Source organism: Lentilactobacillus kefiri (assembly GCF_009739535.1).
Classification (GTDB): Bacteria; Bacillota; Bacilli; order Lactobacillales; family Lactobacillaceae; genus Lentilactobacillus; species Lentilactobacillus kefiri.
This window is the reverse complement of sequence record NZ_CP029971.1, coordinates 2,013,396-2,036,996: the sequence shown is the minus strand read 5'-3', so window position 1 is coordinate 2,036,996 and position 23,601 is coordinate 2,013,396. Positions and strand designations below refer to the sequence as shown.

The 23,601-nt window shown below is 42.4% G+C and carries 23 protein-coding genes and 1 riboswitch; of the genes, 1 reads left to right on the top strand and 22 read right to left on the bottom strand.

The annotated features are described in order from the left end of the window. Positions 1–60: 60 nt before the first annotated feature. The 12 genes from topA to DNL43_RS09620 form a co-directional block, all read right to left on the bottom strand. Positions 61–2,214 carry a type I DNA topoisomerase gene (gene topA, locus DNL43_RS09675; RefSeq protein ID WP_095344834.1) on the bottom strand — a complete coding sequence of 718 codons (2,154 nt, stop codon included), beginning with the start codon at positions 2,212–2,214 and terminating at the stop codon, positions 61–63. A gap of 109 nt (positions 2,215–2,323) precedes the next feature. Continuing rightward, positions 2,324–3,208 (bottom strand): DNA-processing protein DprA, encoded by an 885-nt coding sequence (gene dprA, locus DNL43_RS09670; protein WP_156645067.1) that lies wholly within the window; start codon positions 3,206–3,208, stop codon positions 2,324–2,326. Between the two features lie 37 nt (positions 3,209–3,245). Continuing rightward, positions 3,246–4,019, bottom strand: a complete 774-nt coding sequence (locus DNL43_RS09665) for a ribonuclease HII (RefSeq protein ID WP_057962364.1) — start codon at positions 4,017–4,019, stop codon at positions 3,246–3,248. Next, the gene (gene ylqF, locus DNL43_RS09660) at positions 4,000–4,872 is read right to left on the bottom strand and encodes a ribosome biogenesis GTPase YlqF (protein ID WP_057962365.1); all 873 of its coding nucleotides are present in this window, start codon (positions 4,870–4,872) and stop codon (positions 4,000–4,002) included. Before ylqF ends, DNL43_RS09665 begins: the two co-directional genes overlap by 20 nt. Before the next feature lie 11 nt (positions 4,873–4,883). Next, entirely contained in the window at positions 4,884–5,102 is a 219-nt protein-coding gene (locus DNL43_RS09655) for a YozE family protein (RefSeq protein WP_057962366.1), read from the bottom strand. A gap of 1 nt (position 5,103) precedes the next feature. Next, positions 5,104–5,721, bottom strand: coding sequence for a YpmS family protein (locus tag DNL43_RS09650; RefSeq protein WP_109249021.1), 618 nt, complete (start codon positions 5,719–5,721; stop codon positions 5,104–5,106). Positions 5,722–5,727: 6 nt separating this feature from the next. Continuing rightward, positions 5,728–6,654, bottom strand: a complete 927-nt coding sequence (locus DNL43_RS09645; protein WP_057962367.1) for a GDSL-type esterase/lipase family protein — start codon at positions 6,652–6,654, stop codon at positions 5,728–5,730. Positions 6,655–6,749: 95 nt separating this feature from the next. Then, positions 6,750–7,598, bottom strand: coding sequence for a DegV family protein (locus DNL43_RS09640; RefSeq protein WP_057962368.1), 849 nt, complete (start codon positions 7,596–7,598; stop codon positions 6,750–6,752). Positions 7,599–7,698: 100 nt separating this feature from the next. After that, positions 7,699–8,184: a dihydrofolate reductase gene (locus DNL43_RS09635; protein ID WP_057962369.1), complete on the bottom strand. Its 486-nt coding sequence runs from the start codon at positions 8,182–8,184 to the stop codon at positions 7,699–7,701. A 10-nt stretch (positions 8,185–8,194) separates the two neighbouring features. Beyond that, entirely contained in the window at positions 8,195–9,145 is a 951-nt protein-coding gene (locus DNL43_RS09630) for a thymidylate synthase (RefSeq protein ID WP_057962370.1), read from the bottom strand. A gap of 36 nt (positions 9,146–9,181) precedes the next feature. Next, positions 9,182–11,098 (bottom strand): ABC-F family ATP-binding cassette domain-containing protein, encoded by a 1,917-nt coding sequence (locus tag DNL43_RS09625; protein ID WP_057962371.1) that lies wholly within the window; start codon positions 11,096–11,098, stop codon positions 9,182–9,184. A gap of 7 nt (positions 11,099–11,105) precedes the next feature. Beyond that, positions 11,106–12,317: a CCA tRNA nucleotidyltransferase gene (locus DNL43_RS09620; protein ID WP_057962372.1), complete on the bottom strand. Its 1,212-nt coding sequence runs from the start codon at positions 12,315–12,317 to the stop codon at positions 11,106–11,108. Between the two features lie 130 nt (positions 12,318–12,447). Between DNL43_RS09620 and DNL43_RS09615 the strand changes: the two genes are divergently transcribed. Further along, entirely contained in the window at positions 12,448–13,338 is an 891-nt protein-coding gene (locus DNL43_RS09615) for a YitT family protein (protein WP_057962373.1), read from the top strand. A gap of 79 nt (positions 13,339–13,417) precedes the next feature. On the opposite strand, the gene DNL43_RS09610 is transcribed toward DNL43_RS09615, so the two are convergent. The 10 genes from DNL43_RS09610 to DNL43_RS09565 all read right to left on the bottom strand — a co-directional run bounded on the left by DNL43_RS09610 (position 13,418) and on the right by DNL43_RS09565 (position 23,592). Further along, a complete protein-coding gene (locus DNL43_RS09610; protein WP_095344833.1) occupies positions 13,418–14,674 on the bottom strand; it encodes a tetratricopeptide repeat protein in 1,257 nt (418 codons plus the stop codon). Positions 14,675–14,741: 67 nt separating this feature from the next. After that, positions 14,742–15,017 (bottom strand): HU family DNA-binding protein, encoded by a 276-nt coding sequence (locus DNL43_RS09605; RefSeq protein ID WP_020280300.1) that lies wholly within the window; start codon positions 15,015–15,017, stop codon positions 14,742–14,744. A 207-nt stretch (positions 15,018–15,224) separates the two neighbouring features. Continuing rightward, the gene (gene der / locus DNL43_RS09600; RefSeq protein ID WP_057962832.1) at positions 15,225–16,532 is read right to left on the bottom strand and encodes a ribosome biogenesis GTPase Der; all 1,308 of its coding nucleotides are present in this window, start codon (positions 16,530–16,532) and stop codon (positions 15,225–15,227) included. Between the two features lie 97 nt (positions 16,533–16,629). Further along, positions 16,630–17,883 (bottom strand): 30S ribosomal protein S1, encoded by a 1,254-nt coding sequence (gene rpsA, locus DNL43_RS09595; RefSeq protein ID WP_054768886.1) that lies wholly within the window; start codon positions 17,881–17,883, stop codon positions 16,630–16,632. Between the two features lie 83 nt (positions 17,884–17,966). Further along, positions 17,967–18,644 carry a (d)CMP kinase gene (gene cmk / locus DNL43_RS09590; protein ID WP_057962833.1) on the bottom strand — a complete coding sequence of 226 codons (678 nt, stop codon included), beginning with the start codon at positions 18,642–18,644 and terminating at the stop codon, positions 17,967–17,969. Positions 18,645–18,694: 50 nt separating this feature from the next. Beyond that, positions 18,695–19,351: a LysM peptidoglycan-binding domain-containing protein gene (locus DNL43_RS09585; RefSeq protein WP_057962834.1), complete on the bottom strand. Its 657-nt coding sequence runs from the start codon at positions 19,349–19,351 to the stop codon at positions 18,695–18,697. Between the two features lie 65 nt (positions 19,352–19,416). Next, positions 19,417–20,874, bottom strand: coding sequence for a RecQ family ATP-dependent DNA helicase (locus DNL43_RS09580; RefSeq protein ID WP_057962835.1), 1,458 nt, complete (start codon positions 20,872–20,874; stop codon positions 19,417–19,419). Continuing rightward, positions 20,864–21,922, bottom strand: coding sequence for a helix-turn-helix domain-containing protein (locus tag DNL43_RS09575; RefSeq protein ID WP_057962836.1), 1,059 nt, complete (start codon positions 21,920–21,922; stop codon positions 20,864–20,866). Before DNL43_RS09575 ends, DNL43_RS09580 begins: the two co-directional genes overlap by 11 nt. A 107-nt stretch (positions 21,923–22,029) precedes the next feature. Beyond that, on the bottom strand, positions 22,030–22,614 hold the full coding sequence (locus tag DNL43_RS09570) for an ECF transporter S component (RefSeq protein ID WP_054768888.1): 585 nt from the start codon (positions 22,612–22,614) through the stop codon (positions 22,030–22,032). An 87-nt stretch (positions 22,615–22,701) separates the two neighbouring features. Next, a riboswitch (FMN riboswitch) is annotated at positions 22,702–22,823 on the bottom strand. Positions 22,824–22,863: 40 nt separating this feature from the next. Further along, the gene (locus tag DNL43_RS09565; RefSeq protein WP_054768889.1) at positions 22,864–23,592 is read right to left on the bottom strand and encodes a pseudouridine synthase; all 729 of its coding nucleotides are present in this window, start codon (positions 23,590–23,592) and stop codon (positions 22,864–22,866) included. Between the last annotated feature and the right edge of the window lie 9 nt (positions 23,593–23,601).

Below are 23,601 nucleotides of genomic sequence, written 5' to 3'. Positions count from 1 at the left end.
CGATCACATGCCTGTAATCGTTAGCTTATTTATTTGGTTATTTTAGTATTTGATAGGCATTTACTTTTGTGCAGGTTCCTCGTAATCGCCATTTGGACAAACGACTTGAGTGCCGCCTTTTACCCGTTTTTCAACCAGATAATGACCATCTTTTGGACAGTCTCTTCCGATTGGTTTGTCCCATGAAACGAAGTCACAGTCCGGATATCTTGAACAGCCGTAGAAAATCCGGTTCTTTCTTGATTTCCGTTGAATGACCTGACCCTTATGACAGACTGGGCAAATCACACCGATTTCTTTGACAATTGCCTTCGTATTTCGACAATCTGGGAATCGTGAACAAGCGTAGAACTTACCATAACGGCCCATCTTGACGACCATTGGGGCCCCACAGATTTCACAGTTGATTCCTGCCGGTTCATCTTTGATCTGGACCTTTTCCATATTCTTGGTTGCTGACTCAACCTCATTTGAAAACGGCTTGTAGAATGTATCAACTAACTTGATCCAGTTCTCTTTACCTTCTTCAACTTTATCAAGTTTGCCTTCCAAATTGGCAGTAAAGTCAATGTTAACAACATCAGGGAAATACTCAACGATAATCTTATTGACGATTTCACCTAATTCGGTTGGCTCAAATCTTCGGCCAACTTCCTTAACGTAGTAGCGTCGTTGAATCGTATCGATGGTTGGCGAATATGTTGATGGCCGGCCAACCCCTTTTTCTTCCAGCGCTTTGATCAAAGTAGCTTCACTGTATCGTGCAGGTGGCTGGGTGAAATGTTGATCCGGATTATTTTTAACCAACTTGACAACGTCGCCGGTTTCCAAGTCAGGCAACAGATTATCTTTTTCTTTACTGTCACCATAAACTTTTAAGAAACCATCAAACTTCATCTTTGAACCGTTGGCTTTAAAAGTCACGTTATTTTGTTCGATGGTCACAGCCATCGTATCCATGAGTGCCGGTGTCATTTGACTGGCAACAAATCTTGACCAAACCATTTGGTAAAGTCTGAACTGGTCTCTAGTCAAATATTTCTTAACGCTGGCTGGCGTCCGGAAAACAGATGTTGGTCGAATAGCCTCATGGGCATCCTGAGCACCTTCGGGAAGTTTACCCTTAATCGGCTTGGTAGCTGCATATTCAGCACCGTACTTTTCATGCAGAAACTTGGAAGCTTCATGCTTGGCAATAACAGAGATTCGAGTTGAATCGGTACGCATATAGGTAATCAATCCCTGACTACCCTCTTTGCCAATATTAATTCCTTCATAGAGCTGTTGAGCTGCCATCATCGTCTTTCGAGTCCGATAATTAAGCTTCCGGTTGGCTTCCTGCTGCATCGTACTGGTTGTAAATGGTGGTTGTGGCTGACGCTTCCGTTCACGACGAGTGACTTTGGTAATGTCAAAATCACCTTTGGGATCCAACTGCTTCAAGATATCTTGAACAGCGTCGTTGTTGGGAAGATCCTTCTTCTTGCCGTTTAATCCATAAAAGGCTGCCTTGAATTTACTGCGGCCCTTTTTAAATTCAGAATCAATTGACCAGTACTCTTCAGGTGTAAAGTCTTTAATGGCTTTTTCACGCTGAATAATCAACCATAATGCAATTGACTGAACCCGGCCGGCACTGAGGCCTTTCTTAACTTTTTGCCATAATAATGGCGAAATTGAATATCCGACTAATCGGTCTAAAATTCGGCGGGCTTGTTGGGCGTCAACCAAATTCATATCAATGTTACGGGGATGCTTGAAGGATTCCTTGACAGCATCTTTGGTAATTTCATTGAAGACAACCCGATTGTCCTCATTCGGATCTAAATCGAGAATGTGTTGTAAATGCCAGGCAATGGATTCCCCTTCACGATCGGGATCGGCTGCCAGATATACTTTCTTGGCTTTTTTAGCGGCTGATCGCAATTCTTTAATCGTGTCACCTTTACCACGGATTGAAATGTAGTGCGGTTCATAATCATGATCAATATCGACACCCATTTTACTCTTGGGTAAATCACGAACATGTCCCTTGCTGGCAACCACTTTATATGATCGGCCGAGATATTTTTCAATGGTCTTGGCTTTAGCAGGAGACTCCACAATGACTAAATTTTTCTTTGGTGATTTGCGTTTTGTCTTGCTTTTGGTTTTAGTTGTTTTTGTTTTGGCTGCTTTTCTGGCTCTTGGTTTCGTTGTTGTAGAAGTTGCCATATTTTCTCCCCTCAAAACTGCTTATTTTTAATTATATTATTGTAGGAATTTTTATTACAAATCTACCACATCATATTGCAGGAATTTTGAAGTGTCAACCAATGTCGTTTTATATCGGACCTAAATTGTACTCTTCCAATATATCCAAATCCTGCATGACCGGCTTGGCCCCAGCAGCGATTAGCTCATTGGTACCAACGGAAAGCGGTGCTGAGATAGATCCGGGAACCGCCAAGACATTCCGGTTGTTTTGAAGTGCCAGGTTGGCAGTAATCAAACTTCCCGAATGCTTTTTAGCTTCGGTTACCAAGACGCTTTGCACCAGACCGGCAATAATTCGGTTCCGTTCAGGAAAGTGGCTTCGAAACCCCTTGGTATGATTTGGATATTCACTGATTAACAGATGATTCTTTGAAATGGTAGTTTGTAACTGCTGATTGGAATATGGATAGGAAATATCCATTCCCGTGCCAATCACACCAATTGTCCTGCCGTTGTTGGCAATTGCACATTGGTGAGCAAGTGTGTCGACACCTTTTGCAAGGCCCGATACAATAGTCATTGTATTGGAAACTCTGCCAGGAATCAAATGTTTCAATATTTCAACGGAGTATGAAGTGCAATCTCGGGCGCCAACAATCCCCAGCAGTGGCCGCTCCAGTAGCTCCAAGTTTCCCCGATAAAATAACACCAATGGCGGTGCGTAGGCCTCTCTAAGCTGGAGTGGGTATTCTGGATCGAAAATACTAATCCAGTGCTCATCTTCTAGAAGATCCGATACCAACTGGTCGTTTTGCATCAACTGCTGATAACTTTTTTCAAAAACCGCGGCATTACGCCGATTCAATTGGGCGATGGCCGCAAGATAGTCCGGCGTTGGGAGCCGTGTGTCCACCCAGTCAAGGTGCTTCAGCCAAATGTACACCCGCGCTTTACCGACAATCCCGATTCCTTTACATAAATGGATTCTTAACAAAAAATCTCTTAAAAGCATTATCTTCATCCTTTTAAGAGTATATACGACAAAATATTTATTTTTTACTAAATTTTTCAACTGGGGCAAAAGTCATTCGATGAATGGGCGTTGGACCATATTCTTTCAAAGCTGCCAAATGTTTGGCCGTGCCGTAACCCGCATTGTGCGGAAAATCATACTGCGGATATTGTTTGGCATACTCATCCATCAAATGGTCCCGGTAAACTTTGGCGACAATGCTGGCCGCAGAAACGCTAATACTTTTCGCATCCCCTTTAATCAACCGGGTTTGCCGAATGGGCACCGGAATCTGCATCGCATCGACAATAATTTCATCGGGTTGTGGATCAAGCTGTTCAACAGCCTGCTTCATCGCCACTCTGGTTGCCTGATAAATATTGAGTTGATCAATCCCTAAATTATCCACCAGCCCAATGCCAATACTTAAGGCTTCGGCTTTGATTTTAGGAGCCAGCTTCGCCCTTAACGTCGGTGTCAATTGTTTGGAATCATTGACCTCAATTAAATCAAAATCATGAGGGAGGATGACGGCAGCCGAAACCACCGGACCAGCCAGTGGGCCGCGGCCAACTTCATCAACCCCAGCAACATATTGCATCCCTTTATGCCAAAATGAGCGCTCATATTTTAACCGGTGCTCAAATTCGGCTACGGCTTGCTGATGCTTGTTGATTCGATGGGCAGCTGTATTGAGAGCCGCTTGAACGCCCTTTCTTGGATCGTCTTTCAAACTCAGTAAGTGCGGATCGTCGAGGGTATTAATACTCTCCAATAACTGTTTAACGTCTTTAATCGTGAGTTTCGTCATTGCCTGTCACCATCTCGGGATCATCAAGTGTGAATCGCCCAATTTTTCCGGATCTGAAATCTTGAATAATTCGGTTTGACCCGCGTTCGTAATCGTCTCGCATGCCGACCTTCTTAGTGATCTCCAACAAGAGGTCAACATCGGACAATTTAAAATCGTCATCGGTTAAATGATAGCGATTCTTAAGTCCCTCGGGGTTGATTTGTCTAAATTGTTTGAGCCCAAATAAGGCGATATCATCACTGGCAAAAACGCTCTCCTTGATGGCACCGGTCAATGCCAATTTATTGGCGACTTCCTGGCTGGCAAACTTTGGCCAGAGAATTCCGGGAGTGTCCAGCAATTCAAGCTTGTCACTTGATTTAAGCCACTGTTGTCCCTTAGTCACTCCAGGACGATTGCCGACTTGAGCTGCCCGACGGTTAACCAAACGATTTAAGACGGTCGACTTGCCGACATTCGGCACACCAACACTGATGGCTCGAATCGGCCGCTTTTTCATGCCCTTATCAAGTTCACGCTGAATTTTCTCACGTAATAAAGGTGAGATCACCGAAATCACGTTATTAACGCCAAATTTTGTCTTGGCGTCAATCGCAATCGCCGGCTGGTGATGTTCAGAAAAATATTTTAACCATTGATTGGTCACGTTGGGATCAGCCAAATCACGTTTTGTCATGATAAAAAGATGTGGTTTTTGAGCACTAATCCGTTTAATTTCCGGATTTTGTGAGCTCAGCGGGATTCTGGCGTCAATCACTTCAAAAACAACGTCAACTAAAGAAAGGTTTTCCTCGAATTGACGGATTGCTTTGGCCATATGCCCTGGGAACCACTGAATTGTTACTGCCATTATGTCACTTCCTAAAAGCTTTCTTGATATTCCTTCCACACCGAATCAAAGATTTCCATGGTGGGCAGGTATGAAGCATTTTCTTCTAAATATTGTGATATTGTATCAAATTCATCTTCCTGTTTGGGGAATGATTGATCATAAAATGCATTGTTGGCAAACTCCGCCTCGGGATCACTGCTTCCGGGGTTTCGTTTGGTCATTAAAAATTGATAAAACGTTTTGTGCATGCTAATTCTCCTTATCTGCTTGCGGCAATAGGATATCAAAGGCAAATTTACCCTGCCCCTTCATGCTAATCGTCCGAGCACGATAATTGATACCTTTGTCACCATTCATATGAATAATATCGAGTTTAATCGTCTTTTCTTTGGGAATCAATTGAACCCATTTTGGCAGCTTATAATTTTGCTTAACATACATTAACACAAAACTGATCGGTACTGGAAATTTCCCCAAGGCCAGCTTATTGGCATGAAGTTCAATGTTACCGTTGGACATGACTTTGGGATCGAAGGTCAATGAATAGTCGACTTTGGAACCCAACAGTTCAATGGAGCCATAAACAATTCCTTCATCGGCAACCTCAAAGTGGTATTTGGTTGTACTGCCCTTTTGAACTCTGTCCAAATAGTAGTTGGATAACTGATTCAACTGGGCTTTGTTAATGGTTGCAGAGATTGGTTGGGAAGAATTTGTTGACTGCTTATCCACGGTATTACTGGCAGACGAAGATAACGAAACTGCCAGTAGCATCCCTGCCACTAAAAGAACCAAAAGGCCAATTAGTGAAATAAAAGCAATCTTCCATGGATTGCGACGTCGATTTTCATTGCTTGCGTTTCTCATTAAAGATTACTCCTTTATCCAGGTAATGTGTTGAGCCATTTGTTTGTACAGCAAATTGGTCATAATTTTGTAGCCGGTTAAATTCGGGTGAAAATGGTCGTTATTTGATAAATATTTATTTGATTGTGAAGACTGGCCGTCAAGTAACCGATCAATGTCAGCGGCGGAATGGTTACTGCCTTGGGTAAGACTGTCAGTGGCCTTTTTCTTAAGCACTTTTCGTGAGTGAACCGTCTTAAATTGCCCATCCGTTAATTGTTTGTTAATGGAAACAAAGTACATTCCGTGTTGCTGGTGAATCACCTGATTGGTTATTTGATTGGTTTTGGCCACCGTTTCGTTAATATAAGCCACTTGAGGGAAATAAACGTAGACCGGGTTGTAGATTCCAAATACAAAAATGGGTGCCTGACGATTCAAATGACGAATATTTCTAAATAAACGGGTTACCCGACTCTGGTAGTTCACGGCATACTTCAATGACCGTTGATTCAAGGTCTTTTGATTGGTACTCATCACGTTAGCCTTTAAAAACTTCAATAGATCATTGCCGCCAGTCGTGATGGTGATGACATTTGCAGTTCGTAAACTGTGCTGCAGTCGTTTGGAGTGAACCACCCGATAGTTAATCTGATTGGTTGTCTCACCAGAAATACCATAGTTGACCATGGACATTTTGACGTTGGGATTTTTGTGATTCACTTTTTTGGCAATCAGATGGGTATATCCCCCTTTACCGGTTGGGTCCCCAACTCCCTGAGTCAATGAATCACCAACTGCCGTCAGCTTGACTTCTCTTGGAAGAGCTGGGGTTCGTGTTGAATTAAAGTAATGGTAGCCGCCAAATAAAGCGGCAGCAATCACCAACAACCCAAACAACAACACCCAAATTCCAAAATGCCGTTTTTGTTTGCCATGTTTATTTGTACTCACCGAAAACAACCTCTCAAATCTTTGCAAAATCTAAAAGGGGTGATGACAAAACGCCCGCTTTGTCTCGCCCCTTCAAGCAATATTCATGCTATTTATTATTCTGGATCACTGTAATAAATTAACGCAAAGGCACCCTTTCCAGTATGGGTGGAAATAATTGGTGACGTTACCCGTTCCAATAATGCAGCTTCAGGGAAATCATCCTTCAGCTTCTGGACAGTGTCCTTTAAAACATCGGTCTCGGTAACATATGAAATGCCAATTGCCTTAACAGAAGGCGTTTGTTTCATTTCGTTAATGATACCATTGAAAAACTTTTTAAGTGACTTGTCGCCACGACCTTTAGAAATAACTTTAAGTTTGCCACCGGTTACCTGTAATCCCAACTTGATATTTAAGAAGTTGGTAATTGCACCGGCAATTGGGTGTAAACGGCCGCCCTTAACGATATTATCCAAAGTCATAACACACAAATAAAGCTTCGTGTTACTCCGCACTTTATCGACTCGGGCCAAGATCGTCTTCATATCAGCACCTTGTTGTGCTAATTTAGCTGCCTCGATGACTTGAAATGCCAAGCCGCGATCGGTACTTTGACTGTCAACGACCGTTACATCCGATTTACTGAGGGTTGCGGCTTGTTCAGCAGCATGTACCGTGCCGCTGATTGCTTCCAACATATCCAAGCACAAAACCTGACTGCCGTCTTCGCCCAACTTGTCAAAGGCTTCGACAAACTTACCAACTGGTGGTTGGCTCGTCTTAGGCAGGTCGTGGGCCGCCAACATCTTGGGGACGAAGGTTTCGTTTGTGATCGTGTCACGGTCGACATACAGGGTATCGTCAATCATCACAGTTAATGGAACAATTGTAATATCATATTGTTTGGCTTCTTCATCGGTAATTTGAGCTGATGAATCCGTCACAATCTTTACTTTTGCCATTTACGCCACTCGTTTCTTTACAAAATTGATAATTAATTTATAGTCCACACACAATTATATCAAAGTTTCCGTGAAGATTCATAAGCATTTGTGACTGATTTTACTTTCTATCGAAAACTTCAAAGGTATGGGGATATTTATTTTTCTCATCGACAACGCCGGGAACCGACTTTACCTGCTTGAATAATGAATAATCAATTTTCGGCATGAATGTATCACCTGAAAATTCATGAGCAATCTTTGTTCGATATAAGCGGTCAACTCGTGATAACAGCTGTGAGAACAGGTTGGCACCACCGGTTACGATGTATTGCTTATCGGGGTTTTGATCAACGAGGTCACACAACTTTTCGATTGAAGAAATCACCTGAACACCATCCGGGAAATCCGAATGACTGGAAATAACGATATTGGTCCGGCCAGGTAACGGCTTGTTATAACTTCGAAAAGTCCGTGAACCGGAAATAATGGTATTTCCCATGGTTGTCCGCTTGAAATAATGCATATCATCTGGAAGACGCCATGGTAATTGACCGGCTGCTCCGATCAGACCATTGGCGTCTTCAGCCCAAATAAAAGATAACATCAGCTTCCTCCTAAACAGCAACCGGTGCTTTGATAACCGGATATGGATCATAATTTTTGACCTTGATATCCGACATTTCAAACTCGTCCAAGTGCTTCTTTTCAGGATTCAACCAGAGTTGTGGTGCTTGACGAGGCTGACGAGACAAGAGTTCTTTAATTTGATTAATATGGTTCAGGTAAATGTGGGCATCACCGAAAGTATGAACAAAATCGCCAACTTCAAGACCACATTCTCTGGCAATCATTGAAGTCAACAAAGCGTAACTGGCAATGTTATATGGAACCCCCAGAAAAATATCGCCTGAACGTTGATATAACTGGCAGCTTAATTTGCCGTCGTTCACGTAAAATTGGAAAAGTGTGTGGCAAGGTGGCAATGCCATCGTTGGGACATCCTCAGGATTCCATGCGGAAACAATCATTCGTCTTGAATCGGGATGAGTTTTAATTAAGTCAATCACGTTCTTGATTTGGTCAATCGTGCCGCCCTTGGATGTCTTCCAAGCCCGCCACTGACTGCCATAAACAAGACCGAGGTCACCATATTTCTTGGCAAACTCATCATCTTCAACAACTCGTTTACAGAACAATTTCTTTTGTTCATGATAAACTTTGCTAAATTTCGGATCCTTCTGGGCCCGATGAGAAAAGTCGGTCATATCAGGACCAGTGTAGTCTTTTGAGTTAACAAACTTTTCAAAAGCCCATTCGTCCCAAATATGGTTTTTATGTTTGAGCAGGAATTGAATGTTGGTGTCCCCTTTTAAGAACCACAACAATTCACTTTTGATTAAACCAAAAGGTACTTTTTTAGTGGTTAATAACGGAAATCCTTTAGATAAATCGAATCGCATTTGATAACCGAAAGTGCTAATGGTTCCGGTATGGGTCCGATCGGGTTTCTTGTGGCCATTCTCCAAAACATAACGGGCAAGGTCTAAATATGCATCTTCTAACATGGCAATTCTCCTTTTTAAAAGAACGTTTTAGTGTAATTATTCGGCGTATTCACTTAGATATTCCCAACGCTTCATCTTTTTATCGGCTTCTGCAGATAATTTATCCTTTTTAGCCTGAAGATCAGCGAGTTTATCATAATCTGAGCCGTTGGACTGCATTTGCTTATCAATATCTTCAACCTGAGACTCAAGCTTTTCAATATCGTCTTCGATATGATCGTACTCAATTTTTTCAGAGTAGGTCAGCTTCTTTTTAGTCTTGGTATCGGATGAGTGGGTATCACTTTTGGCAGCCGGCTGGGAATCCGTCTTCTCAACGGAAGCTTTGGCCGGTTTTGCTGTCTGTTTGGGAGCCTTTTTTAATGAAGCTAAATAGTCTGTGAAACGGCCCCGATGCTCTTCAATGACGCCGTTACCTTTAAATATCAACAGTCTATCGGCAACTTTGTCCAAGAAGTAACGGTCATGGGAAACGGTAATAACTGTCCCTTGAAATTTGGAAATATAATCTTCCAAAACCGTCAGTGTGGCAATATCCAAATCATTTGTCGGCTCATCCAGCAGTAAAACATTTGGCTGCTGCATCAACAATTTCAAAAGATACAACCGTCTCTTTTCACCACCGGAAAGTTTCCGGATCAATGTACCGTGCATAAATCTTGGGAACAAAAATTCTTCCAGCAATTCAGCAACACTAATCTTGTTTCCGGTATTATCAGTCACCTGTTGACCAACTTCACTTAAATAGCTGATGACCCGTTTATCTTCGGGAATTGGTTCGGTTAACTGGGTATAATAAGCAATCTTAACGGTTTCACCAACTTTGATGATTCCGGAATCAAGCTTCAACCGGCCGGCAATAACGTTCAGCAGACTGGTCTTTCCGGCACCATTTTCACCGCTGATTCCAATCCGCTCGTTTGGCTGAACCAAAATGTTGAAGTCCTTCAGAATGGTTTTGCCGTCAATCGTCAGATTGGCGTCCTTCATTTTAAGAACTTCTTTTCCAAGTCTGGTTTGACCCAAAGAAATATTCACGTTTTGATCCAATTGAAGATTACCGACGTTATCTTTGAGATCGTTAAATCGATTGATTCGGGCCTGTTGCTTTGTTGAACGAGCTTTGGCACCGGTCTTCATCCATGCCAATTCTTGCTTGTAAAGCTGCTGGGTCTTATGTTCAGCTTGAATTTCGCCCTGAACCCGGGTTGCTTTTTGCTGAACGTATGCTTGGTAATTACCTTCATACTGGTAAAGTTTACCAAACGATAATTCCCAAATCTTGTTGGCAACATGGTCAAGGAAGTATCGATCATGAGTAACAACAATTAAAGACCCCTTGTAACCGGCCAAATAATTTTCCAACCAGTCAATTGAGTTAAAATCAAGATGGTTGGTCGGTTCATCCAGCAACAGTAAGTTTGGCGCCTGAATTAAAACCTGAGCCAAGCCAACCCGCCGACGCTGACCTCCGGATAGTTCGGAAATCTTTTGATTATAGTCGGTAATCTTGAGTTGGTTCAAGATCGTTTTAACATCATTTTGAGCATTCCAGGCATCCTCTTCATTCATTCGAGCTTCAGCCTTGGTATACCGCTTGGTGGCATCCGCATCTTCAGGATGAGCAGAATATTCTTTTAAGGCTGCCTCGTAATTTCGAATGGTCCGGTAAACTGCCTGTGAACCTGAGAAAACGGCATCCATAATGGACAAATTGTTATCCAATTCCGGATCCTGTTTTAAATAACCAATCGTGTAAGATTTTGAAGTAATGATATCACCGGTTGAATCCTGGTCAAGGCCGGAAATAGCATTTAGTAAAGAGGTCTTTCCGGTTCCGTTGGTTCCAATTAACCCGATTCGATCGTGTTCGTTGATGATAAAGTTCAGCTTATCAAATAACGTTTTTTCACCGTACGTTTTTGTTAGATTTTCAACACGCATTGTTTGCATTCAGTTATCAGTCCTCATTTAGAAAGTTAATCGCTGCGTTAACAAGATTCTCGGGTTGATTGAGAATCTTGCCGGCAACGACACTGTGTTCAAGATAATCCAAAACCTTGCCAAGTTGCGGACTGGGTTTTAAGACACCTCGTTTGATCAAATCACCACCAGTTATTCGAAGCTGTTTCTTGTTTTTGATTGGCAGATTATTATATCGCTCTTGCAGTCCAGCAGTTTTTGCCTGATCTGCGGTCACGATTACGGCGTTGTCAACATTGGCAGCGCCCGCGTGATATAAGTCGGCATTTGAAACATCATGCTTAGCAATTGAAAAAAGCAATTCAGTGGTAAGTATAACATCATTAATTATTTTATTGGCAGTCTTCCACTTTTTCAAAAATGAAGAAATCTGTTTGGCAGAAAATCCAAATTTAAATGCCAACAAGGACCAAACTTGGGCCTCATTGGTCAGGTGAAATTTGCTGGCAACAATTTCTTGGAGCTGAGGCAAATAATCTTTTAGAACCGGAACATGCTGATATAAATTGGTCTCAAGCATGATATTCAAGCCATTTTCGGCATCAACTCCGAGCATCATTTTGACAAATTCAGTGTGGGAACGCTCAACCGCAATTTTTTCCAAAAGCGCGCTGTGCTTTTTAATACCGGCCATTGTTGCATCCTCGATGCGAAAATCAAGCTGGCTCGCAAATCGAACTGCCCGCATCATTCTCAATGCATCTTCGTTGAACCGCTCGTTGGGATCGCCGACTGCCCGAATGATTTTTTTCCTAATATCGGCCAAGCCGCCGAACAAGTCGGTAATTTGGCCATCCTCAGCTAATGCCAGGGCATTAATCGTAAAATCACGGCGTTTTAAATCTTCTTTTAATGAACGCACAAACGTTACCTTATCCGGGCGTCGATAATCCTGATAACCTGACTCGGTTCGAAAAGTTGTAACCTCATAACCGGTTCCGTGGTCAAGGATCATCACCGTGCCATGCTCGATTCCGGTATCAACTGTTCGCTTAAATAATGATTTAACTTCGCTTGGATACGCACTGGTTGCGATATCAACGTCGTGAATTGGCCGTTTTAAAATCGTATCTCTGACCGAACCACCAACGAAGTAAGCCTCGTAACCCGCAGCCTCAATTTTTTGTAAAATTGGTAATGCCTCATGAAACTCTTTGGGAATCTCTACCATCCGCACAATAATCGCCATCCATTTAATATTTATCCTTATGTAATTTTAACAGAAATTCGACGTGAAACAAAAAGAACGCAGAAATGATTGCCAATCTTGAACTAGAATTGCTATGATAAGTTGTCAGATCATTCAGGGAGGAAAAACGATGGCTAAAAAAGAAAGCCGCTTTAAACTTGATATTTCATTTGTCGACCTGTTCGTCATTGCGGCAGGAACAGCAATTTATTCGTTCGGAATTGTCTTCTTTAACATTTATAATCATTTAGCTGACGGTGGTGTTACCGGTATTACGCTGATTTTACGGGCATTATTTCATATTGACCCGGCCTATTCAACAATCCTGGTCAACGTGCCATTGTTTGCAATTGGCTATAAATTTCTCGGTAAGAAAGACATGTTTTACACTTTATATGGCACGATTGCCTTGGCAATCTTTTTATGGATTTGGCAGCGGGTGCCAATCGTGATTAATATTGACCACGACCTCCTGCTTTCGGCCATTGGTGCCGGTTTGTTCGGCGGTTTTGGCTGTGGAATTGTTTACCGGTTTGGCGGGACAACGGGTGGTGTGGATATTGTTGCCCGCCTCTTTGAAAGATTCAAAGGGGTTCAAATGGGGCAAACACTTCTAACCATTGATGTGATTGTTTTGCTGTCATCATTGATTTATTTAAATATCCGCCAGATGGCATATACGTTAATTTACGTTTGGATTTTTTCAGTGATTGTCAATTTCACCCAGCGTGGTGCTTACACGGCTCGAGGAATTCTGATCATCAGCAATGAATCTGAGAAAATTTCAAATGCCATTCAAGAAGAACTGCACCGCGGGGTTACCTTTCTCAATGCCGAGGGTGGCTACTCACATAAATCCAAGCAGATTGTCTACTGTGTCGTTTCACCCAGTGAACTGCATACGTTAAAGAAACTGGTTGAATCCATCGATGAAGAAGCCTTTATTTCGATTATCGAAGTCAACGAAGCGATTGGTGAAGGATTTACTTACAAACGACCAAAGCGTTTCAAATTAATATAACTCAATATGTAGTTAAGGGACCGCCGAATGAATCGGTGGTCCCTTTCTTTTGTGTGGATTGTAAAATCAATATTTTAATTTATTCGAACTCGTCCCACATTGCTTCCATTTCAATATCTCCTGGAACAATGTCCAGATACTTCTTAAGGTATTTGCGTTCCTCATCGGGTTTGCCGGCTTCCCGGTAGAATAATGTTGCCCGCTTGAGAAATTCAGGATTATCCGACAATTCATTGGCCGCCAATTCGTAATTCTTGGCAGCTTTTTTGGTATCACCGGTATTTTGATAAGATAATGCCAAATTGTATGCCAAGTGTGCATCGACGACGTGTTCCTCAAATACCCCTTCCAGAAGCGTCAAATTGTCGCTGTAACGCTCGTGGGAAACATACCAGTCAGATAGTAAGGTTAAGATCTCCATGTCGTCAGGGGCGATTTCATGGCCTTTTTTCAAATACTTCAAAGCCAGATCGTCCTCATTGGCCATTAACGCAATTTGACCGGCTTTCTGCCAAATCTTTTCGTTAAATTGGTCAATCGAAATCCCTTCTTGGATAGCCTTTAAGGCTTCATCGACCCGTTTCAAATTAACAAAAGAGTCAGCCAGGTAAGGATACAGTGAACTATATTGCGGATCGGAATCACGCAAATCCTCAAATGCCTTGATGGCCTTTTGGTATTCTTTTAAGTTGAAGTAGGTGAATGCCAGTTCAAACTTAACATCACTGTTCATATTAATCGGTTTGATTTGTTCCAAATAACCGATTGCCTGTTCGAACTTACCGATTTCAGCATAGGATACGCCCAGCCGTTCAACCAGGTTGACGGAAGACATCTCCAATGTTCCGGAAGTAATTAAACTCAAGTATAAATTGATGGCTTTCCGATAGTTTCTGGTCGTAAAATAGAATTCAGCGAGTGCAAACTTGATGACATCCTCATCAGGGGCCAATTTTTGGGCCTCTAAGAGCTTTTGCTCACTGATCTCGAACATTCCCTGGGTCTGGTATAAATCGGCCGCTACCATCAAAGAACGGACGTATTCGTCGGAGTCAGATGAAACCTGTGATAAATAATTAAGGGCTTTATCATCCTTATCGTCATCAATGGCTAATTCAGCCAAATTAATTTTTAATCCATCATCGTCAGGATATTTTTTAAATAGTTTTTCGTAAATAGTATTTGAGTAGTTGGAAAAACCAAGTGAATACAGCTCTTCAGCAAGCGAATACAACAAATCATCCGAATCATTGTCCAATGCCTGCTGAAATGATTTTTTAAAATCATCGATTTGGCCGCCTTCAAGTTGATCAAGTGCCTTTTTTGAATAACTCATGTTTGTCCTCCAAAGTGTATAAAAAAAGCCAGCCCGACAAATGCCGTTCTGGCTTAACAGATGAATACTATTTAACAGCATCCTTGAGCGCCTTACCAGGTTTGAAAGCTGGTACCTTGCTTGCAGGAATTTGAATTTCTTGACCTGTTTGTGGGTTACGGCCCTTACGAGCGGCACGTTGACGTACTTCGAAGTTACCGAAACCGATCAATTGAACTTTGTCACCTTTTGCTAAACTAGCTTGGATTGATTCAAATACTGCATCCACAGCTGATGTAGCATCTTTTTTAGTTAAACCAGTTGCAGTTGCAACGTTGGTTACTAATTCTGCTTTATTTGCCATGAGTGTATTCACCTCCCTCAAAGATAGGTATGTAAAACATTGCAAGTCAAATTCCGAAGAATTTGGAATGCTAAAACAACGCCTTTCGTAGCATCATTTCTTTTTCAAAGATAGCATAAGAATGCCGTCATTGCAATGCTTTTGGCAAATTTAGTGCCGATAAACGCCTAAATATCAAGATTTCGTTAAAAATTGGTCACTTTTCCCTTACTTTCGGCTTCTTTTGATGATTTTGATCGGTGTTCCGGTAAAATCAAAATTATCACGAATTTGATTTTCAAGGAACCTGACATAAGAGAAATGCATCAAATCTGGATTGTTGACAAAAACCACAAAAGTTGGTGGCCCGGATTTGACTTGAGTTGCGTAATAAATCCGCAGCCGTTTACCATTGACGGTTGGGGTTGGATGGACCGCAACGGCATCCATAATGACATCGTTCAAAGCAGAAGATTGAACCCGCTTTTCATGATTGTCATAAGCCCGTTTAATTAATTCCGGCAGCTTTTCCACTCGCTGCTTGGTAACCGCGGACACGAAGATGATTGGGGAATAAGCCATGTATTGAAACTCATTACGAATCAATGTTTCAAAGTCCTGCTGAGTGTGGTTGGTCTTTTTGAGTGTATCCCACTTATTGACAACCGTGATAATCGCTTTCCCGGCTTCATGAGCATATCCGGCAACCTTCTTATCCTGCTCACGGATGCCTTCTTCAGCATTCATAACAAACAAGATAACGTCACTTTGGTCAATGGCTTTCATTGCCCGCATCACGCTATAACGCTCGGTATTTTCGTAAACTTTTCCACGTTTTCGGATTCCGGCAGTATCAACCATCGTGAACTTGATCCCATCAGCCTCAAATCGAGTGTCAATGGCATCCCGAGTCGTTCCCGCGATATCTGAGACAATAACTCGGTCTTCACCCAAAAGGGCGTTAACCAGTGAAGATTTCCCAACGTTTGGGCGACCGATAATACTGAATCGAATGTCGTCGTTGTCAGTTTTTTCATCCGTCTTGGGGAACTTCTCAACAACTTTGTCGAGTAAATCACCTAATCCAAGACCATGGACCCCTGAGATTGGCATCGGATCGCCAAAACCAAGAGAATAAAAGTCGTAAATATCTTCCCGACTTTTTGGATTATCAACTTTGTTGGCTGCCAGAACAACCGGTTTGTCACTTTTGTATAAGATCTTGGCAACTAGTTCATCGTCAGCTGTGACACCTTCTTTACCACTCACGATGAAGACAATGACGTCGGCTTCATCAATGGCAATTTCAGCCTGACTCTTAATCTGAGTTGCAAATGGTGCATCACTAATTTGAATACCACCTGTATCGATCATGGCAAACTTTGTTGCAAGCCATTCACCGTGAGAATAAATTCGGTCACGGGTAACACCAGGTGTATCTTCGACAATTGAAATTCGATCACCGGCAATCCGATTGAAGATTGTCGACTTTCCAACATTAGGACGGCCAATAAATGCAACTGTTGGCAATGCCATATAAATCCCTCCCTTGCTAAGTAAATTCAGAAAGAAAAGAGCTGGGACAAAACTTACGTTTTGTTTCCAGCCCCTTTTCATGATTTAAAAATAATGATTATTTGTTATCATCATCGTCATTGTTGCCGGATTTCTTCAATTCGTCACCAATGATGTCACCCAAAGTAAAGCCGGTTTCTTCTTCCGGAGCATTACTGATTGGACGATTATGAGATTGACGTGATGGTCGTGATGGTCGTTTGTTTGACTTCTTTGGCTTGTCTTCTCCTTCTGGAGCATCAGTCAAAGCTTTAATTGATAATGCCAAACGCTTTCTGTCAGTATCAACGTCAAGAACCTTGACCTTGATCTTCTCGCCGACCTTCAACACATCGGCAGGAGTGTCAATGTGTTCATGAGCGATTTGAGAAATATGAACTAATCCCTCAACACCTGGGAACACTTCAACAAAGGCACCAAAGTCAACAAGGCGCTTAACTGTACCTTCAAGGACACTACCAACAGGTGCTTTTTCTTCGATTCCGTCCCAAGGTTCTGGAAGAGTTTGTTTGATAGAAAGTGAGATTCGGTTACGATCGAAGTCAACTGACAATACCTTAACTTTAACCGTTTGGCCAACTTTAAGGACATCAGAAGGCTTATCAACACGTTCATAAGCGATTTGAGAAACATGAACCAATCCGTCCATGCCGCCAAGGTCAACGAACGCACCAAAGCTGGTAAGACGAGCAACGGTTCCTTCAACAATGTCGCCTTCATGAAGGGTTTGCATTAACTTTTCACGTTCTTCTGCCTTGGCAGCTTGAACGATAGCCTTATGAGATAAGATAAGGCGGTTTTCAATTGGATCAATTTCAATAATCTTTAATTCAAGATCCTGACCCTTAAATTGATTCAAATCATCAACATAGTGGTCTGAAATCATTGATGCAGGAACGAATCCACGGACACCGGCATCGACAACCAAGCCGCCTTTAACAGCTTGACTGACTTTAGCAGTGATGGTTTCACCGTTCTTTGACTTTTCAGCCAATTCATCCCAAACTTTACGAGTTTCGAGACGCTTTGATGAAAGCAGGAAGCTTCCGCCTTCTTTGTCGCTTCCGATACGGGAAGTAACAACCAGCTTGAGCTTGTCGCCCTGCTTAATATCATCAACACTTTGGTCTGATGAAAGTTCACGTGGTGGAACAACACCTTCAACACCTGAACCTTCAATACCAACAATCAATTGTTGGTTGTCATCTTTGGCTAAAACTTCACCAGTAACGACATCGCCAACTTTTACTTCATTAACGCTGTTTAAAGCGTTTAATAAATCATTCTTATCATTATTTGCATTTTCACTCATCAAACAATTCCTCCTTGAAACAACTCTAATCATAATTTTATCTTAAATTGACCAATATTACCAGTCAATTGACTAATTAGTTGCTATTTCAATGTTTTATTTATCACATTTGCGATTTTTTCGACCACTTGATCAATCGAAAGTGACGTCGTATCAATCTCTACAGCGTCAGCTGCTTTTGTAAGCGGTGAAATTTTTCTATGAGAATCTTTATAATCTCTGGCTTCAATTTCCATTTGAAGTTCATCAAGCGGCGTATTGATTCCTTTTTGAATATTTTCTTTGTATCGACGTTGAGCACGTTCTTCAACACTTGCGATCAAAAAGATTTTAACTTCGGCATCCGGCAGGACAGATGTTCCAATATCCCGACCATCCATCACAATGCCACCGTCCTTGGCAATTTCCTGCTGTTGAGCACTCAATTGTTTACGAACTTCGCCAATCGCAGCAACCGCTGAAACTGAATTGGTCACGTCTTCTTGACGAATGGCTTCCGTAATTTCCTTGCCGTCGATGAAAACCTTTTGGCCATCATCGCTGGGTTCAAAAGTCATTTTGGAAGATTTAACAATCTTTGCAATCCCGGCAAGGTCATCAAACGAGACCCCGGTTCGAATTGCCTTTAAAGTAATTGCCCGGTACATTGCACCGGTGTCACAATACACGTAGTGAAATTGTTTGGCAACCAGCTTGGCAACTGTACTCTTGCCAGCGGACGCCGGCCCATCAATTGCTACTTGTAATCCATTTTTTCGCATTCTAACATTCCTTACCTGACATTATTTTTAATGGAACATGATTCCAGTGCCTATTTTACTCTCAATCGCTGTCCTGGGTAAAGCTTGGAACTGGAAGTTAAGCCATTCATCTGCATCAGTTGGGCAGTGGTCAAACCGTTATTGTAAGCAACTCGAAACATCCCCTGGCCCGCCTTAACGGTGGCATACTTATGACTGGAAGACGATTGAGTCTGACTGCTTGCAGAGGTGGCCGTTTGTCCTGACTGCTGTGATTGACTGGTTGAACTTGTCTGGGTACGTTGAGACGTGCTCGTCGTACTGGACTTTGCTGCCGGTTGCGTCTGGGCAGCCTTCTTTGGCTGGGCAGTTGCCTTATGGGCACTGCTCTTTACAGCCGGCTTGGTTTTTGCAGACTTTGTTTGGGCTTTATTCGCTGAAGATGATTTTTTTTTTGCGTTATTTTGCCGAACGACTCTTACGGATGAAGATGCGGCACTCTTTGAATCATTTCCCATGGCACTCTGACGAACCAAACCGTAAACTAACGCGACAACCGCAACAATAATAATCAATGCTGCTAAAATTCCTGTGATCAAATGGTGACTTTGGCTCTGCTTTCTCAGCTTTACTCGAGAAAGATTGCCATTTTCATCACGATCCTCTGAAAATGTTTGGTTCCAAGGCTGGTCTTCCCCAGTCTTTTTATGTTCATCATTCGAATTCATATGAACCCCCCTCTTAATCAGGATATAGACAAACTTATTTTATCATTAAATTCAATAAAGGGACCTTAATTTTTTAATAAAAACAGCTTGTCAATCACTTCCTGCCAACTTTTTGGTTTACTTTTGGCAGATTTGAGTGACTGATTAAGATATTTTTCGTTAAACGACTGCCAGTTGTTCCAAAAATCAATATCATGGTCACAGCAGAATTCCTTGTTCTTTAGAGTTGCGGAAACCCGCTCGTTAAAATACTTCAGCAGGTCATCCCGGCGACAGCCGTCTTGGTAGACGTATTGCACCATGGCACCCAATTCAGTTATCCGCCGCTGTCGTGAATGTTCAAAAATCCCCATCGTCTGATCCAAAGAATAGCCGTTATCATGATAATATTTGACGACTCTAAACTGATCGTCATTCGTTAATGCTTTGGGATGTTGAAATAAGTATTTTAGGATGTTTCTCTCCGGAATCGTGTTGGCAATCAAATTCATTTGAAGATACCGATCATTGGGTTCGTATAAGAGAACCGCCAAACTCGGTTTTTGGTCCCGGCCGCATCTGCCAATCTCTTGGACGTAGCTTTGGATATTGGCCGGTAAATGGTAGTGAATGACAAACCGGATGTCATCCTTATCGATTCCCATACCAAAAGCACTGGTGGCACAGACAATGTCAAGATTGCCATCCATAAACTGCTGCTGGATATGAAAACGCGTCTGGTTGTCCATCCCCCCGTGATAAGCCATCACCTGACGACCGGTCTTGACGGCCAAATTCACCGCAGCTTCCTCAGCTTTGCTTTTACTGGAAAAATAGATAATTCCCGGTCCGTGCAGTTTGGACACCAAATCAATCAGCTCCCGGTCTTTTTCCTGCTGATTTGCCAAAACCTTGGCACTCAGAAAAATGTTGGGCCGGTTTACCGGCAAAACAACCTGCTGGACGTCAGCAGAGTCAAAATTCATGTGGTTGATAATATCTGCTTTAACGACGTCAGTGGCAGTTGCGGTCATCATCAAAGTAAGTGGCCGTCCAAGATTTTGCCTGACCTTGCCCAAATTAAGGTAATCCGGTCGAAAATCCGGGCCCCATTCTGAAATGCAATGGGCTTCATCAACCACAAACAAGCCGATTTTCAAACTCTTAATCTTTTGAAAGACCTGTTCATTCGCCAACATCTCCGGGGAAACATAGATGAATTGATATTGATTTAAGCGACTTAAAATAATAGCCTTTTCTTGAAAATCCAGTGCAGACGTCAATGCCACCACCCGTTTTGAACCCAGGTACTGCAGGCGGCTCACTTGATCAAACATCAGTGAGATCAATGGTGAAACAATGACCACCCGCTGATGGGTAACCGCCCCATACATTTGATAAAGCAGAGTCTTACCGCCACCGGTTGGTAAAATTGCCAAAGTATTTTGATTGGCAAATAAATGTCGTAAGATCTCTTCTTGTCCCGGACGAAAGGAGGTAAAGCCAAAATCTCTTTTTAAAATGTCATGCAAATTAATTTTCATCAGCTAATTTACTCCTGTATATCTGAAAAAGCCGAAATTCAAAGAACGCCAAATGAGGAAACACTTTGGAAGCATCTGCAAAAGACCATTCACCAACGTCTTCCGGTGAGTTGTCCGCCAACCGTTTCCAGAGATCGGGGGCAATCAAAGATTGATAAGGAAAAGCGTTGATTGGTGACATGATGGCCATTTCCAGTAAATGTTCGTACACGGTTGTTAATTTGATACCCCTTTGTTGGGCAATTGTTTTAAAGTCTCCGCTTCCCTGTTTGACAAATAGGTCAAAGGTTTCTTCGGCGCTCTTGGCAACCACCGGCTTATCCAGTCCGAATGTCAACTGCAACAACGGATTATCTTTAGGCAGCTTCAACAACTCCTGCAGCAGCATCCCATACAGCTGGAGCCATTGCAGCTGGACAATCGTCGCATGGGTATGTTCAGCGGCAGCCACCTGTTCTCCGGTCAAGCCCGAAAAATCATGACCGACCAAACTTTGAGTAAATGCATCAGCTAATTGGTTATCGCCCAGTCCACTCAAAAAGTCGTTTAACAGATCATGGAACTGTTGAGGCAACTGATGACGCTTATTTTGGATAAACCAGCGTTTTAACAATTGATCTTCAAAATAGTTGATCGATTGCGGATAGTATTTGTTGTTGGAATAACTATATTCGGACACAATTTGAACGGCGAAAGTAAACCGATGCATAAACTTCGCAACATCGTATCGGGATCCCACCGCCAAATTCTTTAATGGCAATAGCTGGCTTTGAAAATCCAGTTGTTTTTTGACGCCTTTGGAAGTGAGTCGAAAGCGGAAATCATCATCGGTTTCAACTAGGCCATCGTTCTTCAATTGTTTTAAAGCAGCGCTGTCCTCTTCAAAGCTGACGCCGTGCAGTGAATCAACAAAGTCCAACATGCCATATTGTAATGCCCAATACAGATTGGAGACCGTCCGTCGCCCACGAAGCGTGTTTTTAATGGCTTTGACTCGTCGAAACTGCGTGGGACTGCCAAATATTAACAAAAGAATGCTTAATTCCATGGATGGCCTCCGAAATAAAAAGCCAGTTCAAACTGTCAGTTTGTCCTAGCTTTTAAGATTACTCACTATTTAATTATATACGAATTGCTTTGAATATATACCTTAATTTATCGGAGCTTGAGCCGCGGCAGGAAACTCTGCTTAATTAAGATAAAGATTCCACCTACTACAACGCCCTTAATGAAGTTAAATGGCACAACCCCGGATAAGATAACCGTTGCCAGTGGGAATCCAAGCTTCATGCCCATCAGCTTCATATAAGGTGGAATGACACCCAGCCAATTGGTCAATGACATCACAATTGTCAGCAAAATTGCCATCAAAAGAACGATCAACGCAGCTTTCTTCCAACCATGGGTGAATGAGAAGAACCGGTCACCCAAGTAATAGGCCCAGATGAGCACCAGGGATGAAATCAATGATGATCCCACGCCGATGAAGTTAATGACATCCGCTCCGGTTGTGACCCAGTAAAGCAAGGCCTTGAGACCAGCGATTGTCATGCCGCCAACGGGTCCGAACAGAACCGTTCCCAACAAAATTGGCATATCGGCCAAATCCAATCTCATATATGGCACGATCGGAATAATTGGAAGTGAAAGAAACATGAGGACATAAGACAGCCCCGCTAAAACCGACATCTCTACCAAACGAGTTGTTGCCAACTGTGTATGCTTACCACTATTTTCCATTGAAAAAACCTCTCCTCCAATGGTCAATCTTCAAAATAATGCCCTGACAAAAAGAATTTGTCAGGGCATTACAAAAAGCGTGTAAAATTTAATCTTCTACATACCAGACTTTACTGTCGGCACTGGAATTTCACCAGCTCAGCACGATCTCTCGTGTGTCGCGGACTATCACCGCCGGTCGGGAATCACACCCTGCCCTGAAGATAAACCAATTTATTTAATTCAAATATATCAGAATTAAACCAGATGTCAACGATTTGTCTTGTCGGTCATTTCTTTCAACTCTTCAACTTCATGTGGCTTAAGTGGTCGATAGTCGCCTGGCTGTAATCCTTTAAGGGTTAAGAAGCCATAAGTTTCCCGACTTAATTTTTCAACCGGATGGCCGATTTTTTCAAACATATTTTTGACTTGGTGATTGCGGCCTTCATGAATTGTCAATTGAACAATTGAAGAATCCTTGTTGGTCCGAATCAGCTTAGTCTTGGCTTTGGCAGTCTTTCGATGCTCGATGACCACACCGGTTCTTAAGTGTTTCAAATCATCGTTTGTGACGATACCTTTAACCTTGGCAACATAAGTCTTCTCAACCTCATACTTGGGATGGGTCAACCGATTATCCAAATCACCATCGTTGGTCAATAGCAGCAAACCAGAAGTATCGTAATCCAAACGGCCAACCGGATAAATTCTTTCCGGAACCTCGTCCAAGATGTCGACAACTGTCTTTCGGTGCTTATCATCAGTAACCGCCGTGATCACACCGCGGGGCTTATACAACAGATAATAAACGGGGGCTTCTTTAGAAATTGGCACCTCATCGACTTTCACTTCGTCATTTGGGGTGACCTTGGTACCAAGTTCTTTAACAACTTCACCGTTGACCTTTACATGCCCGGTTGAAATTAAAACTTCAGCCTTTCGTCGAGATGCAACCCCGGCATGGGCAATGACTTTTTGCAAACGTTCTTCGTTCATAAATTTACC